This is a genomic window from Pseudomonas sp. GM55, assembly GCF_000282395.1.
GTDB lineage: Bacteria > Pseudomonadota > Gammaproteobacteria > Pseudomonadales > Pseudomonadaceae > Aquipseudomonas > Aquipseudomonas fluorescens_CC.
Window position 1 is genome coordinate 37531 of sequence record NZ_AKJJ01000080.1, and the last position, 13420, is coordinate 50950.

The window sequence follows — 13420 nt, forward strand, 5'->3', positions numbered from 1 at the left end:
TTGCAATCGAATATATAAACAGCCCGCGAGCGCGGGCTGTTTTGGGTTGGGCCGCGAGCAGATCCGCTAATGAAATTTCACGTGCGGCAGATGCTAGATCGGAATGAGCGAGGTTTGAATGAAACGGATCGAACCGTGGTACGTCGAGTCTGGATAGAGCATCCCCCCTCCTGTCGAACGTTTGAGACTTGAGTTTCGAAGGTATCAAGTTCCGATTTTAGGGCGGTGAGAGTGAATACTTGCCTTCTCACATGCTCATCCGTGCAGTCAGTTGCTTGGCTGCTTTCAGCATTTCGTTGTTCGCGGTTTTTTCACCTTCGCTGTTGCCCCTCGCGAGGTTGCGGGGGTAGAGTCTGGCTGCGACTCGCTCGGAAAGGGGCGGATTTACTATTGATGATCATGGCGACCAACTTTAGTCCGCCTACGGGCGTTCCCGCTTTTTAGGTCAGCGCCGTCATTCATTGAATATCTTTCAAATAATCCTTGAGCGCAACGAGCGGAGTATCAAGCTGCTCCAACGTCAGCGCAGCGCTGAAATCAACTGACAACCTATCCAGCTCTCGACCCAGTGGCTTACCTGTCCCACCGATCGCCTCAAGCGCCAACCCTACGCATTCAGCCACTTTGCCCTTGATAGCCGCGACATCCTCCTTGCGCACCAACAACTCAAACACATCCCGCTGATAATCCCCCATCACCAAATCATCCCGCAAAATCGGACTCGAACCTTCCGACTCATAAGCCAGTTTCAGGGAGAAGAGGGCGACGGTTTCCAGGTGCTGTTCCATGGGGGGAGTCCTTGATGAGTGTCTGACTGACCGAGGGTGTAAAAAATGAAAAAAAGCGTCGCCAGCAGGCTGGCTCCCACAGGTCGGTGGGGTGTCTGCCACTTTTTCGCAGGCGAAAAAAAAGGCCTTGCAAAGCAAGACCTTTCTTAATTTTGGTGCCCCGAGGGAGACTCGAACTCCCACTCCTTTCGAAAACGGATTTTGAATCCGCCGCGTCTACCAATTCCGCCATCAGGGCTCAATGGCCGCGAAGTATAGAGATGAGATAACCGTCGGTCAATCAGGTACATAGAGAATTTTTGATATTTCGGCTAGACTTCCCGGCCCTGCTAGACGAACCCCATCATGCGCGTTGCTGACTTTACCTTCGAGCTTCCTGATTCGCTGATCGCCCGCCATCCTTTGGCCGAGCGTCGCGGTAGTCGCCTGTTGACCCTGGATGGGGTCAGCGGCGCCCTGGCACACCGTCAATTCACTGATTTGCTTGAGCATTTGCGCCCGGGCGACTTGATGGTGTTCAACAATACCCGGGTGATTCCGGCGCGGCTGTTTGGCCAGAAGGCTTCCGGCGGCAAGCTGGAAATCCTGGTGGAGCGGGTGCTGGACAGTCATCGCGTGCTGGCCCATGTGCGTTCCAGCAAGTCGCCGAAACCGGGGTCGAAGATCCTGATCGACGGCGGTGGCGAGGCCGAGATGCTGGCGCGTCATGATGCGTTGTTCGAGCTTGGGTTTGCCGAAGAGGTGTTGCCGCTGCTCGACCGCGTCGGGCACATGCCGTTGCCTCCTTATATAGACCGCCCGGATGAAGGCGCGGACCGCGAGCGTTACCAGACTGTCTACGCCGAGCGTTTGGGTGCGGTGGCGGCGCCGACGGCGGGGCTGCATTTCGATCAGGTGCTGATGGAGGCGATTGCCGCCAAGGGCGTCGAGACGGCGTTCGTGACCCTGCACGTTGGCGCCGGCACTTTCCAGCCGGTGCGCGTGGAGAAGATTGAAGACCACCATATGCACAGCGAATGGCTGGAAGTCGGCCAGGACGTGGTGGATGCGGTTGCCGCCTGTCGCGCGCGCGGCGGTCGGGTGGTGGCCGTGGGGACCACCAGCGTGCGTTCCCTGGAAAGCGCTGCCCGCGATGGCGTGCTCAAGCCGTTCAGCGGCGATACCGACATCTTTATCTACCCGGGCCGGCCGTTTCATGTGGTCGATGCCCTGGTCACCAATTTCCATTTGCCTGAATCCACGTTGTTGATGCTGGTCTCGGCGTTCGCCGGTTATCCCGAGACCATGGCCGCCTATAAGGCCGCCGTCGACAACGAATACCGCTTTTTCAGCTACGGTGATGCGATGTTTATCACCCGTAACCCCGCACCACGTGGCCCTGAGGACAAAGAATGAGTCGCCAATGTCGTATGTCGTTTGAGCTGCTTGCCACCGATGGCAAGGCTCGTCGTGGTCGCCTGACCTTCCCGCGCGGTACCGTCGAGACCCCGGCCTTCATGCCGGTGGGCACCTACGGCACGGTCAAGGGCATGCTGCCACGGGATATCGAGGCCACTGGCGCTGAAATCATTCTGGGTAACACCTTCCACTTGTGGCTGCGTCCGGGCACGGAAGTGATCAAGAAGCACGGCGACCTGCACGATTTCATGAAGTGGAAAGGCCCGATCCTGACCGACTCCGGTGGTTTCCAGGTGTTCAGCCTGGGCGCCATGCGCAAGATCAAGGAGGAGGGCGTGACCTTCGCCTCCCCGGTCGACGGCGCCAAGGTGTTCATGGGGCCGGAAGAATCGATGCAGGTCCAGCGTGACCTGGGTTCCGACATCGTGATGATTTTCGACGAATGCACGCCGTACCCGGCCGACGAAGACGTTGCCCGCGTGTCCATGGAGTTGTCCCTGCGTTGGGCTCAGCGCTCGAAAAACGCCCATGCCGACAACACGGCGGCGCTGTTCGGTATCGTTCAGGGCGGTATGCACCAGGACTTGCGCATGCGCTCCCTGGAAGGCCTGGACAAGATCGGTTTTGACGGCCTGGCCATCGGCGGTCTGTCGGTGGGCGAGCCCAAGCATGAAATGATCAAGGTGCTGGATTACCTGCCGGGCCAGATGCCGGCTGACAAACCTCGTTACCTTATGGGCGTTGGCAAACCGGAAGATCTGGTTGAGGGTGTGCGCCGCGGTGTGGACATGTTCGATTGCGTGATGCCAACCCGTAATGCCCGCAACGGGCATCTGTTCATTGACACAGGCGTGATCAAGATCCGAAACGCGTTCCATCGCCATGATGATTCGCCGCTCGATCCGACCTGCGATTGCTATACCTGCCAGAACTTCTCCCGCGCTTACCTGCATCACCTGGACAAGTGCGGCGAAATGCTGGGAAGCATGCTCAATACCATCCATAACTTGCGCCATTATCAAGTGCTTATGGCTGGTTTGCGCGAGGCTATTCAACAGGGTACATTGGCCGCCTTTGTCGATGCCTTCTACGCCAAACGCGGGCTTCCCGTGCCGCCTTTGGACTGAGTTTTCTGACCCCAAGATTCAACATTTGCAACTGGAGTGCTAAATGAGCTTTTTTATCTCTAATGCCATGGCAGACGCTGCAGCACCTGCTGCAGCCCCTATGGGCGGCGGCTTTGAGTGGATTTTCCTGGTCGGCTTCCTGGTCATCTTCTACCTGATGATCTGGCGTCCACAGGCCAAGCGCGCCAAAGAGCAGAAAAACCTGCTGAGCAGCCTGCAAAAGGGCGACGAAGTTGTGACCACCGGCGGCATCGCCGGCAAGATCACTAAAGTGGCCGACGATTTCGTCGTTCTGGAAGTTTCCGACACTGTCGAAATGAAATTCCAGAAAGGCGCCATCGCCGCCACGCTGCCAAAAGGCACGCTCAAAGCGATCTAAGTTTCAACTTCATATTCAATCGACGGGGCGCGCAAGGCGCCCCGCGTCATAAACGGGCGGCGTGATGCTGAACAAATATCCTCTGTGGAAATACATTCTGATCCTGGCGGTGCTGGCGGTCGGTCTGATTTATTCCGCTCCCAATCTTTACCCTGATGACCCGGCCATTCAGGTCAGCGGTGCAAGCACTGCGCTGCTGGTCAATCAGGCTGATCTGGATCGTGTAAGCACTGCGCTCAAGGAATCCGGAATCAACGTCAAGGCTGCCACCCTGGCCGCCAACGGCAAGGGCGGCCTGATTCGCCTGACTAAGGCTGAAGATCAGCTGCCGGCCAAGGATGTTGTACGCAAGGCGTTGGGTGATGACTACGTCGTCGCACTGAACCTGGCACAAACCACCCCGCAATGGCTGCGCAACCTCGCTGCGCACCCGATGAAACTGGGTCTGGACTTGTCCGGTGGTGTGCACTTCCTGCTGGAAGTGGACATGGAAAAAGCCCTCGATGCACGCCTGAAAGTCTACGAAGGCGACGTCAAGAGCCTGCTGCGTAAAGAGAAGCTGCGCTATCGCAGCCTGCCGCAGCTCAACGGTGCCATCCAGCTGGGCTTCTCCGATGAAGCGACCCGCGAACAGGCTCGTAGCATCATCCGCAAGAACTTCAACGATTTCGACATTGTTCCGGCCGACCTGAATGGTCAGGCGGTGCTGCGTCTGGCGATGACCCCGGCCAAGCTGGCGGAAATCCGCGAATACTCCATCAAGCAGAACTTGACCACGGTACGTAACCGCGTCAACGAGCTGGGTGTTGCCGAACCGATCGTTCAGCGTCAGGGCGCCAACCGCATCGTGGTTGAGCTGCCGGGCGTGCAAGACACCGCCGAAGCCAAGCGTATCCTCGGCAAGACGGCCAACCTGGAGTTCCGTCTGGCTGCTGAGCCTGGCGCTTCGAAGGCCACTTCCGAGGAGTTCGAGTTCCGTGAAGGCAAGCGTCCTCCTGCGCTGATCGAGCGTGGCCTGATCATCACGGGTGACCAGGTAACTGACGCCAAGGCTGGTTTCGGCGAGCACGGTACACCGGAAGTGAACATCCGTCTGGACGGTCACGGCGGCGAGCTGATGAGCCGTGCGACCCGTTCGAACGTCGGTCGCAGCATGGCGGTGATCTTCATCGAGCAGCGTCCGGTCACCACTTACACCAAGCAAGTGGTCGACGGCGTCGAGAAAGACGTGGCGGTGCAGTCGTTCAAGGAAGAGAAGAAGATCATCAGCCTGGCGACCATCCAGTCGCCGCTGGGTGCTCAGTTCCGTATCACCGGCCTGAACGGCCAGGGCGAATCGTCCGAGCTGGCGCTGCTGCTGCGTGCCGGTGGTCTGGCGGCGCCGATGTACTTCGCTGAAGAGCGCACCATCGGCCCGAGCCTGGGTGCCGACAACATCACCAAAGGTATCGATGCATCGTTGTGGGGCATGCTGTTCGTCTCGCTGTTCATCATGGCCATCTACCGCTTCTTCGGCCTCATCGCCACCGTCGCACTGGCGGTGAACATGGTGATGCTGCTGGCCCTGATGTCGCTGCTGGGTGCAACGCTGACCCTGCCGGGTATCGCCGGTATCGTGTTGACCATGGGTATGGCGGTCGACGCCAACGTGCTGATTTTCTCGCGGATCCGTGAAGAGATCGCCGCCGGCATGACCGTGCAGCGTGCAATCAACGAAGGCTTCGGCCGGGCGTTCACTGCGATTCTCGACGCCAACCTGACCACCTTGCTGGTGGGCGGCATCCTGTTTGCCATGGGCACAGGTCCGGTCAAGGGCTTCGCAGTGACCATGTCCCTCGGGATCTTTACCTCGATGTTCACGGCCATCATGGTGACCCGCGCGATGGTCAACCTGATCTTCGGCGGTCGTGACTTCAAGAAGTTGTGGATTTAAGGGGCTGCCATGTTACGTACAATCAACTTCATGGGCGTCCGCAACTTTGCGTTCGGCGTCACATTGTTCCTTACCGCACTGGCAATATTCAGTGTCTTCCACAAGGGCATGAACTGGGGCCTGGACTTCACCGGCGGTACGCTCATCGAGCTGACCTACGAGCGTCCGGCCGATGTCACCAAGGTGCGTGAGCAGCTGGTGACCGCGGGCTATCACGAAGCCATCGTGCAGAACTTCGGTGCGACCACTGATCTGCTGGTGCGCATGCCTGGCGAAGACCCGCAGCTGGGTCACCAGGTGGCCGAAGCCCTGCAAAAGGTCGGCGGCGAGAACCCGGCGACGGTCAAGCGAGTCGAGTTCGTCGGCCCGCAGGTGGGTGAAGAGCTGCGCGACCAGGGCGGCCTCGGCATGCTGATGGCGCTGGGCGGCATCCTGATCTATCTGGCTTTCCGCTTTCAGTGGAAGTTTGCGGTCGGTGCGATCGTGTCCCTGATCCACGACGTGATCGTGACCATCGGTATCCTGTCGTTCTTCCAGATCACCTTCGACCTGACGGTTCTGGCGGCGGTGCTGGCGATCATCGGTTACTCGCTCAACGACACCATCGTGGTATTCGACCGGGTTCGCGAGAATTTCCGTGTGCTGCGCAAGGCCAGCCTGATCGAGAACATCAACATCTCGACCACGCAAACCCTGCTGCGGACCATGGCGACCTCGATCTCCACCTTGCTGGCGATCGCGGCCCTGCTGTTCTTTGGCGGCGACAACCTGTTCGGCTTCTCGATTGCCCTGTTCGTCGGTGTCATGGCGGGTACTTACTCGTCGATCTACATCGCTAACGTGGTGTTGATCTGGCTGAACCTGAGCACCGAGGATCTGATTCCTCCTGCCAATACCGAGAAGGAAGTCGACGACCGTCCTTGAAGGGCTCTCTAGTCCGGAGCAGTCTTCCAGCGATGTAGTCCGAAAAAGGCGCGAGTTGAACTCGCGCCTTTTTTTATGCTCCAAGGCTGGGAGAAGCGCGGGTTTATCCCGTATGTGATGGTCAGGAGGTTCATGTGAACAAGTCGATGCTGGTTGGTGCTGTACTGGGTGCTGTCGGTGTGACTGCCGGGGGTGCTGTGGCCACCTACAGCCTGGTTAAAAGCGGCCCAGAGTACGCGCAAGTACTCGCCGTTGAGCCGGTCAAGACGCAAATCAAGACTCCACGTGAAGTGTGCAAGGATGTAACGGTCACCCGGCAGGCGCCGGTGAAAGATCAACATCAGATCGCCGGTACGGTGGTCGGTGCATTGGCGGGTGGATTACTGGGTAACCAGATCGGTGGCGGTACCGGCAAGAAGATCGCCACGGTCGCGGGTGCTGTTGGCGGTGGCTACGCCGGCAACAAGGTGCAGGAAGGCATGCAAGAGCGTGATACCTACACCACGACCCAGACCCGTTGTAATACGGTGAATGACATTAGTGACAAGGTCGTCGGTTACGACGTGCGGTATTCGCTGGACGGCAAGGAAGGCAATGTGCGCATGGATCGTGATCCGGGTAACCAGATCCCTGTGGATAAAGAGGGCAAGCTGATCCTGTCGGAGAACGAGCGGAATCGCTAAGTACGCAGGTTTGAGATTCAAAAGAAGCACCCTTCGGGGTGCTTTTTTGTGCCCGGGATTTATGAGTCTCCGCAAACCCACTGTAGGAGCGAGCTTGCTCGCGAAAAACGCCAGGGCACCGCGTTAACCCAGAAGGCACGCGTTATCGTTAGCGACCATCGCGAGCAAGCTCGCTCCTACAGGGTTTTTCGGTGCTTTCTGGGGACAAATTTCACTCATAAAAAAAGCACCCCGAAGGGTGCTTTTCTGTCACTGGAAGCTTAGCGCTTCAGCGAGGCCGGCAGGTGCGGCTGGATCGCCGTTAGCACTGCCTTGAAGCATTTGGTGTTGCCAGCAACCACGTGGCCTTTCTCGAGGAAGTCGTGACCGCCGGTGAAGTCGCTCACCAGGCCGCCTGCTTCCTGGATCAGCAGGGCGCCTGCGGCCATGTCCCACTCGGACAGGCCCGACTCCCAGAACGCGTCGAAACGGCCGGCGGCCACGTAGGCCAGGTCCAGGCTCGCGGAACCTGCGCGGCGGATGCCGGCAGTCTGGCCAACCAGGGCGCGGAACATGCCCAGGTAGTTGTCGAGGTTGTCCATCTGGTCGTCACGGAACGGGAAGCCGGTACCCAGCAGGGCGCCGTCGAGGCTGGTGCGACCGCTGACGCGCAGGCGACGACCGTTCAGTTGAGCGCCGCGACCACGGCTGGCGGTGAATTCTTCCTGGCGAACCGGGTCCAGAACAACGGCGTGTTCCAGGCGGCCACGGTATTTGCAGGCGATGCTGACAGCGAAGTGAGGAATGCCGCGCAGGAAGTTGGTGGTGCCGTCCAGCGGATCGATGATCCACAGGTACTCTTCGCCTTCGATGCCGGTGCCGGCGTGCATGCCGGTTTCTTCACCCATGATCGAGTGGTTCGGGTAAGCCTTGCGCAGGGCGTCGATGATTTTCTGTTCAGCGGCGCGATCCACCTCGGATACGTAATCCTTGGCGTCTTTTTCGTCGACCTTGATGGTATCCAGGCGCTCGATGGAGCGGAAGATCAATTCACTGGCGCTGCGGGCGGCGCGCAGCGCGATATTCAGCATGGGCTGCATGGATGTGTCACCTAAGGTTGTTAAAGAAAGCCGGGCATTCTATCAGAAAGTTTCTACAGGAGAAGGACGACGTTCGCTTTCGTGGCTTAACGGTAGGTTCGGCTGTAAGATTCCGCTCCCGATTATCGTGTTCGAGAGCGCCTCCCTTGCTGCAAAACATTCGTGTCGTCCTGGTCAATACCAGCCATCCGGGCAATATCGGCGGGACTGCGCGCGCCATGAAGAACATGGGGCTGTCGCGGCTGGTGCTGGTCGAACCTCGTCTGTTCCCGCACCACGAGGCCGATGCCCGTGCTTCAGGTGCCGGTGACATCCTTGAAAACGCGCAAGTCGTCGCCACTTTGGAAGATGCCCTGGTCGGCTGCAACCTGGTGCTCGGCACCAGCGCCCGCGACCGGCGTATTCCCTGGCCGCTGCTCGACCCCCGCGAATGCGGCGCGAAAGTGGTCGAGGAAGCCGGGCAGGGGGCGGAAATCGCCCTGGTGTTCGGTCGTGAAGATTCCGGCCTGACCAACGAAGAGCTGCAGCGATGTCACTATCACGTGCACATCCCATCCGACCCTGAGTTCAGCTCGCTGAACCTGGGGGCGGCGGTGCAGGTGTTGAGCTATGAAGTGCGCATGTCCTGGCTGGCCGCGCAAGGTCAGCCAAGCAAGGTCGAAAAGGAAGAAGTGGCCTCGGTCAAAAGCGCCGAGCTGGCGACCATGGATGAGCTGGAGCGATTCTATGAGCACCTGGAGCAGACCCTGGTGGCCATCGAATTCCTCGATCCGGAAAAGCCACGGCACTTGATGGCGCGCCTGCGCCGGTTGTACGGACGCAGCTCGGTCAGCAGGGCGGAAATGAACATTTTGCGTGGCATCCTCACGGAAACCCAGAAAGCGGCCCGTGGTGAACTTCTAAAGCGGAAGGATTAATGATGTTTGAGCGTTTGCGTGAAGATATCCAGAGCGTATTCCATCGAGACCCGGCGGCGCGTAACGCTTTTGAAGTCCTGACGTGCTACCCGGGCATGCACGCCATCTGGATTCACCGTTTGTCGGCGGCCCTGTGGCGCGCGGAGCTGAAATGGCTGGCGCGGCTGGTGTCGAACTTCGGTCGCTGGTTGACCGGGATCGAAATTCATCCGGGCGCCAAGGTCGGTCGTCGTTTCTTCATCGACCATGGCATGGGCATCGTCATTGGTGAAACCGCCGAGATTGGCGACGACGTTACCATCTATCAGGGTGTGACTCTGGGCGGCACGAGCTGGAACAAGGGCAAGCGTCACCCGACCCTGGAAGATGGTGTGGTGGTTGGCGCGGGTGCCAAGGTGCTCGGCCCGTTCACCGTTGGCGCTGGGGCCAAGGTCGGTTCCAATGCCGTGGTGACCAAGGCGGTACCGCCGGGAGCCACGGTGGTCGGGATTCCAGGGCGAATCATCGTCAAATCCGACGAAGAGCAGGACGCCAAGCGCAAGGCCATGGCAGAGAAGATCGGTTTTGATGCCTATGGTGTCAGCGAAGACATGCCTGACCCGGTGGCGCGTGCCATCAATCAATTGCTCGATCATCTGCAGGCGGTCGATGGTCGCCTGGAGGGGATGTGCGGGGCGTTGAAGGATCTGGGCAGTAATTACTGTGCGAAAGATCTGCCTGAACTGCGCGAAGAAGATTTTGCCTGTGTGAAGGACAAGGATCAGAGTCAGGCGAGCTGACGTTTTACGAGCATGCTCCCCTCTCTGTAGGAGCGAGCCTGCTCGCGATGGACCTGAGAACACCGCGGGGTGCCAGGTGCCCAGCGTTATCGTTGACGACCATCGCGAGCATGCTCGCTCCTACAGTACTGCTGGCTGTAACTGTCCAGCCTTTGCTATGATGCCGCCGCTGTTTTGCGGGTAAACCTGACTAAAGTACTAGGTCTTATAGTTGACTTAAATACTCGGGAATTGCATACTCGCCTCATTCCGAACTCCGTGGTAATTGTCCATGCGACTGACTACAAAAGGCCGATACGCCGTGACCGCCATGCTTGACCTGGCGTTGCACGCGCAGCACGGGCCCGTGTCCCTGGCCGATATCTCCGAGCGCCAAGGCATCTCCCTGTCCTACCTCGAACAGCTTTTCGCCAAGCTGCGCCGCAGCAACCTGGTGTCCAGCGTGCGTGGTCCGGGCGGTGGTTACCAATTGTCCCGCGACATGCAGGGCATCCAGGTCGCCCAGGTGATCGATGCGGTGAACGAATCGGTCGATGCCACCAAATGCCAGGGGCAGGGTGATTGCCATTCCGGCGACACTTGCCTGACTCACCACTTGTGGTGCGACCTGAGCCTGCAGATTCACGAATTTCTGAGCGGTATCAGCTTGGCTGACCTTGTGACTCGCCGTGAGGTGCAAGAAGTAGCCCAGCGTCAGGACCAGCGCCGTTGCAACAGCAAGGTGCCACGCCTGGACAAGATTGAAGCGTCCGCCGTCGAATGACAGCCAAAGAGCTAGCGGCACGCCAGCCAGCCTGATTTAGGAGATAGTCCATGAAATTGCCGATTTACCTTGATTACTCTGCGACCACCCCGGTTGATCCGCGTGTTGCGCAAAAAATGAGTGAATGCCTGCTGGTCGACGGAAACTTCGGTAACCCGGCGTCCCGTTCCCACGTGTTCGGCTGGAAAGCCGAAGAGTCCGTCGAAAACGCCCGTCGTCAGGTCGCCGACCTGGTCAACGCCGACCCGCGTGAAATCGTCTGGACCTCCGGTGCCACCGAATCCGACAACCTGGCAATCAAGGGTGCGGCGCATTTCTATGCCACCAAGGGCAAGCACCTGATCACCACCAAGATTGAGCACAAGGCTGTCCTCGACACCATGCGCCAACTGGAGCGTGAAGGTTTCGAAGTGACCTACATCGAGCCTCGCACCGATGGTCTGGTCACTCCAGAGATGGTCGAAGCTGAACTGCGTGACGACACCATCCTGGTTTCGGTCATGCACGTGAACAACGAAATCGGCACCGTCAACGACATCGCGGCCATCGGCGAGCTGACCCGCGCCAGGGGCATCCTGTTCCACGTTGACGCCGCTCAGTCCACCGGCAAGGTGGACATCGACCTGCAGAAGCTGAAAGTTGACCTGATGTCGTTCTCGGCTCACAAGACTTACGGCCCTAAAGGCATTGGCGCGCTGTACGTGAGCCGCAAGCCACGCGTGCGCATCGAAGCGACCATGCACGGCGGCGGTCACGAGCGCGGCATGCGTTCCGGCACCCTGGCGACCCACCAGATCGTCGGCATGGGTGAAGCCTTCCGCGTAGCCAAGGAAGACATGGCTGCCGAGAACGCGCGCATCAAGGCATTGAGCGAGCGTTTCTTCAAGCAGGTCGAGCACCTGGAAGAGCTGTACGTCAACGGCAGCATGACTGCCCGCGTTCCGCACAACCTGAACCTGAGCTTCAACTACGTTGAAGGCGAGTCGCTGATCATGGCGCTCAAGGATCTGGCGGTATCGTCCGGTTCGGCCTGCACCTCGGCATCGCTTGAGCCTTCGTACGTATTGCGCGCCCTGGGCCGCAACGACGAACTGGCCCACAGTTCGATCCGTTTCACCTTCGGCCGCTTCACCACCGAAGAAGAAATCGACTACGCCGCACAGAAAGTCTGTGAGGCCGTTATCAAACTGCGAGCTCTGTCGCCGCTGTGGGACATGTACAAAGACGGTGTCGATATCTCGAAGATCGAGTGGGCGGCACACTAACTATAGAAGCCGCCGGATACAGGTCCTGTAGCAACGCGGCGATAGACGCAGCGTAACTGCAGGGCCTCAAGAGCGGCCCTGATGAGTGAGGATTGAGAATCATGTCTTACAGCGAAAAGGTCATCGACCACTACGAAAACCCGCGCAACGTCGGCAAGATGGACGCGGAAGACCCTGATGTCGGCACCGGCATGGTCGGCGCTCCGGCGTGCGGCGACGTGATGCGCCTGCAGATCAAGGTCAACGACGCCGGCATCATCGAAGATGCCAAGTTCAAGACCTACGGCTGCGGTTCGGCTATCGCTTCCAGCTCCCTCGCCACCGAGTGGATGAAGGGCAAGACCCTGGACGAAGCAGAAACCATCAAGAACACCCAGCTGGCTGAAGAACTGGCCTTGCCGCCAGTGAAAATTCACTGCTCGGTACTCGCTGAAGACGCCATCAAGGCGGCTGTTCGCGACTACAAGCAGAAGAAAGGCTTGATCTGACTTTCAAGATTTGGCGACGAGTAAGGAGTCACCGATGGCTATCAGCATGACAGAAGCGGCTGCTCGACACGTGCGGCGCTCCCTCGACGGGCGCGGCAAAGGTGAAGGGATTCGTCTGGGTGTTCGCACCACAGGCTGTTCCGGCCTTGCCTACGTGCTGGAGTTTGTCGACGAGGTGGTTGCAGAGGACCAGGTGTTCGAAAGTCACGGCGAAAAAGTGATCATCGACCCGAAAAGCCTGGCCTACCTGGACGGCACCGAGCTCGATTTCGTCAAGGAAGGGTTGAACGAAGGCTTCAAGTTCAACAACCCCAACGTACGCGGTGAATGTGGCTGCGGCGAAAGCTTCAACATCTGAGGCTTGTCGTGGGTACTCCTTGTCATTTCGCTTTATTCGAGCTGCAACCGAGTTTTAACCTGGACCTCGATCAGCTGGCTACGCGCTATCGCGAGCTGGCGCGCGGCGTTCATCCGGACCGCTTTGCCGACGCTTCCGAACGCGAACAACGGTTGGCCCTGGAGCAATCGGCGAGCCTCAACGAGGCCTACCAGACGCTCAAGAGTCCGCCCAAGCGCGCGCGCTACCTGCTCGCCTTGAATGGTGGCGAGCTGCCGCTGGAGGTCACGGTGCATGATCCGGAGTTTCTTCTGCAGCAGATGGAGTTGCGCGAAGAGCTCGAAGACCTGCAAGACAGTGCCGATCTGGCAGGTGTTGCCGTGTTCAAGCGCCGCCTGAAAGTTGCCCAGGAAAAACTGAACGACAGTTTCGCAGCCTGTTGGAATGATGCAGCGCAACGTGAGCAGGCCGAACGCCTGATGCGACGCATGCAGTTTCTCGACAAGCTCACCCACGAAGTGCGCCAGTTAGAAGAGCGCCTCGACGATTAACCCAGTGCC

The 13420-nt window shown here is 58.9% G+C and carries 15 protein-coding genes and 1 tRNA gene; 13 read left to right on the top strand and 3 right to left on the bottom strand.

Annotated features, from left to right (window positions below):
• Window positions 1-458 precede the first annotated feature (458 nt).
• Window positions 459-788, bottom strand: coding sequence for a hypothetical protein (locus tag PMI31_RS20395; RefSeq protein WP_008020243.1), 330 nt, complete (start codon window positions 786-788; stop codon window positions 459-461).
• Window positions 789-941: 153 nt separating this feature from the next.
• Window positions 942-1026: transfer RNA gene (locus tag PMI31_RS20400), tRNA-Leu, on the bottom strand.
• 107 nt (window positions 1027-1133) lie between these two features.
• Here PMI31_RS20400 and queA point away from each other — a divergent pair.
• The 6 genes from queA (at window position 1134) to PMI31_RS20430 (ending at window position 7232) form a co-directional block, all read left to right on the top strand.
• Window positions 1134-2183 (top strand): tRNA preQ1(34) S-adenosylmethionine ribosyltransferase-isomerase QueA, encoded by a 1050-nt coding sequence (queA, locus tag PMI31_RS20405; RefSeq protein ID WP_008020244.1) that lies wholly within the window; start codon window positions 1134-1136, stop codon window positions 2181-2183.
• A 14-nt stretch (window positions 2184-2197) separates the two neighbouring features.
• A complete protein-coding gene (tgt, locus tag PMI31_RS20410; RefSeq protein ID WP_162130437.1) occupies window positions 2198-3313 on the top strand; it encodes a tRNA guanosine(34) transglycosylase Tgt in 1116 nt (371 codons plus the stop codon).
• A 43-nt stretch (window positions 3314-3356) separates the two neighbouring features.
• Complete coding sequence (yajC, locus tag PMI31_RS20415) at window positions 3357-3692, top strand: preprotein translocase subunit YajC (protein WP_007956696.1); 336 nt, start codon at window positions 3357-3359, stop codon at window positions 3690-3692.
• Window positions 3693-3756: 64 nt separating this feature from the next.
• A complete protein-coding gene (secD, locus tag PMI31_RS20420) occupies window positions 3757-5625 on the top strand; it encodes a protein translocase subunit SecD (RefSeq protein WP_008020246.1) in 1869 nt (622 codons plus the stop codon).
• Window positions 5626-5634: 9 nt separating this feature from the next.
• A complete protein-coding gene (gene secF / locus PMI31_RS20425; RefSeq protein WP_008020247.1) occupies window positions 5635-6549 on the top strand; it encodes a protein translocase subunit SecF in 915 nt (304 codons plus the stop codon).
• A gap of 134 nt (window positions 6550-6683) precedes the next feature.
• Window positions 6684-7232, top strand: coding sequence for a glycine zipper 2TM domain-containing protein (locus PMI31_RS20430; RefSeq protein WP_008020249.1), 549 nt, complete (start codon window positions 6684-6686; stop codon window positions 7230-7232).
• Window positions 7233-7492: 260 nt separating this feature from the next.
• Here the strand turns inward: PMI31_RS20430 and suhB are convergent, their stop codons facing one another.
• On the bottom strand, window positions 7493-8311 hold the full coding sequence (gene suhB, locus PMI31_RS20435) for a type III secretion system regulator SuhB (protein ID WP_007982736.1): 819 nt from the start codon (window positions 8309-8311) through the stop codon (window positions 7493-7495).
• A gap of 146 nt (window positions 8312-8457) precedes the next feature.
• Here suhB and trmJ point away from each other — a divergent pair, with 146 nt between their 5' ends.
• From trmJ to hscB, 7 genes are all read left to right on the top strand, one after another.
• The gene (gene trmJ / locus PMI31_RS20440) at window positions 8458-9228 is read left to right on the top strand and encodes a tRNA (cytosine(32)/uridine(32)-2'-O)-methyltransferase TrmJ (protein WP_008020251.1); all 771 of its coding nucleotides are present in this window, start codon (window positions 8458-8460) and stop codon (window positions 9226-9228) included.
• A 2-nt stretch (window positions 9229-9230) separates the two neighbouring features.
• Entirely contained in the window at window positions 9231-10007 is a 777-nt protein-coding gene (gene cysE, locus PMI31_RS20445; RefSeq protein ID WP_008020252.1) for a serine O-acetyltransferase, read from the top strand.
• A gap of 271 nt (window positions 10008-10278) precedes the next feature.
• A complete protein-coding gene (gene iscR / locus PMI31_RS20450; protein WP_007982741.1) occupies window positions 10279-10770 on the top strand; it encodes a Fe-S cluster assembly transcriptional regulator IscR in 492 nt (163 codons plus the stop codon).
• Between the two features lie 50 nt (window positions 10771-10820).
• Window positions 10821-12035 (top strand): IscS subfamily cysteine desulfurase, encoded by a 1215-nt coding sequence (locus PMI31_RS20455; RefSeq protein WP_008020254.1) that lies wholly within the window; start codon window positions 10821-10823, stop codon window positions 12033-12035.
• 101 nt (window positions 12036-12136) lie between these two features.
• Window positions 12137-12523, top strand: coding sequence for a Fe-S cluster assembly scaffold IscU (gene iscU / locus PMI31_RS20460; protein WP_007982746.1), 387 nt, complete (start codon window positions 12137-12139; stop codon window positions 12521-12523).
• 34 nt (window positions 12524-12557) lie between these two features.
• A complete protein-coding gene (iscA, locus tag PMI31_RS20465; protein WP_003227904.1) occupies window positions 12558-12881 on the top strand; it encodes an iron-sulfur cluster assembly protein IscA in 324 nt (107 codons plus the stop codon).
• 8 nt (window positions 12882-12889) lie between these two features.
• Window positions 12890-13411 carry a co-chaperone HscB gene (gene hscB / locus PMI31_RS20470; RefSeq protein WP_008020255.1) on the top strand — a complete coding sequence of 174 codons (522 nt, stop codon included), beginning with the start codon at window positions 12890-12892 and terminating at the stop codon, window positions 13409-13411.
• The last annotated feature ends 9 nt before the right edge of the window (window positions 13412-13420 follow it).

Coding starts and splice junctions, on each gene's coding strand:
- PMI31_RS20395 (WP_008020243.1), bottom strand. CDS start 788: ATGGAACAGCACCTGGAAACCGTCGCCCTCTTCTCCCTGAAACTGGCT.
- queA (WP_008020244.1), top strand. CDS start 1,134: ATGCGCGTTGCTGACTTTACCTTCGAGCTTCCTGATTCGCTGATCGCC.
- tgt (WP_162130437.1), top strand. CDS start 2,198: ATGTCGTTTGAGCTGCTTGCCACCGATGGCAAGGCTCGTCGTGGTCGC.
- yajC (WP_007956696.1), top strand. CDS start 3,357: ATGAGCTTTTTTATCTCTAATGCCATGGCAGACGCTGCAGCACCTGCT.
- secD (WP_008020246.1), top strand. CDS start 3,757: ATGCTGAACAAATATCCTCTGTGGAAATACATTCTGATCCTGGCGGTG.
- secF (WP_008020247.1), top strand. CDS start 5,635: ATGTTACGTACAATCAACTTCATGGGCGTCCGCAACTTTGCGTTCGGC.
- suhB (WP_007982736.1), bottom strand. CDS start 8,311: ATGCAGCCCATGCTGAATATCGCGCTGCGCGCCGCCCGCAGCGCCAGT.
- cysE (WP_008020252.1), top strand. CDS start 9,231: ATGTTTGAGCGTTTGCGTGAAGATATCCAGAGCGTATTCCATCGAGAC.
- iscR (WP_007982741.1), top strand. CDS start 10,279: ATGCGACTGACTACAAAAGGCCGATACGCCGTGACCGCCATGCTTGAC.
- PMI31_RS20455 (WP_008020254.1), top strand. CDS start 10,821: ATGAAATTGCCGATTTACCTTGATTACTCTGCGACCACCCCGGTTGAT.
- iscU (WP_007982746.1), top strand. CDS start 12,137: ATGTCTTACAGCGAAAAGGTCATCGACCACTACGAAAACCCGCGCAAC.
- iscA (WP_003227904.1), top strand. CDS start 12,558: ATGGCTATCAGCATGACAGAAGCGGCTGCTCGACACGTGCGGCGCTCC.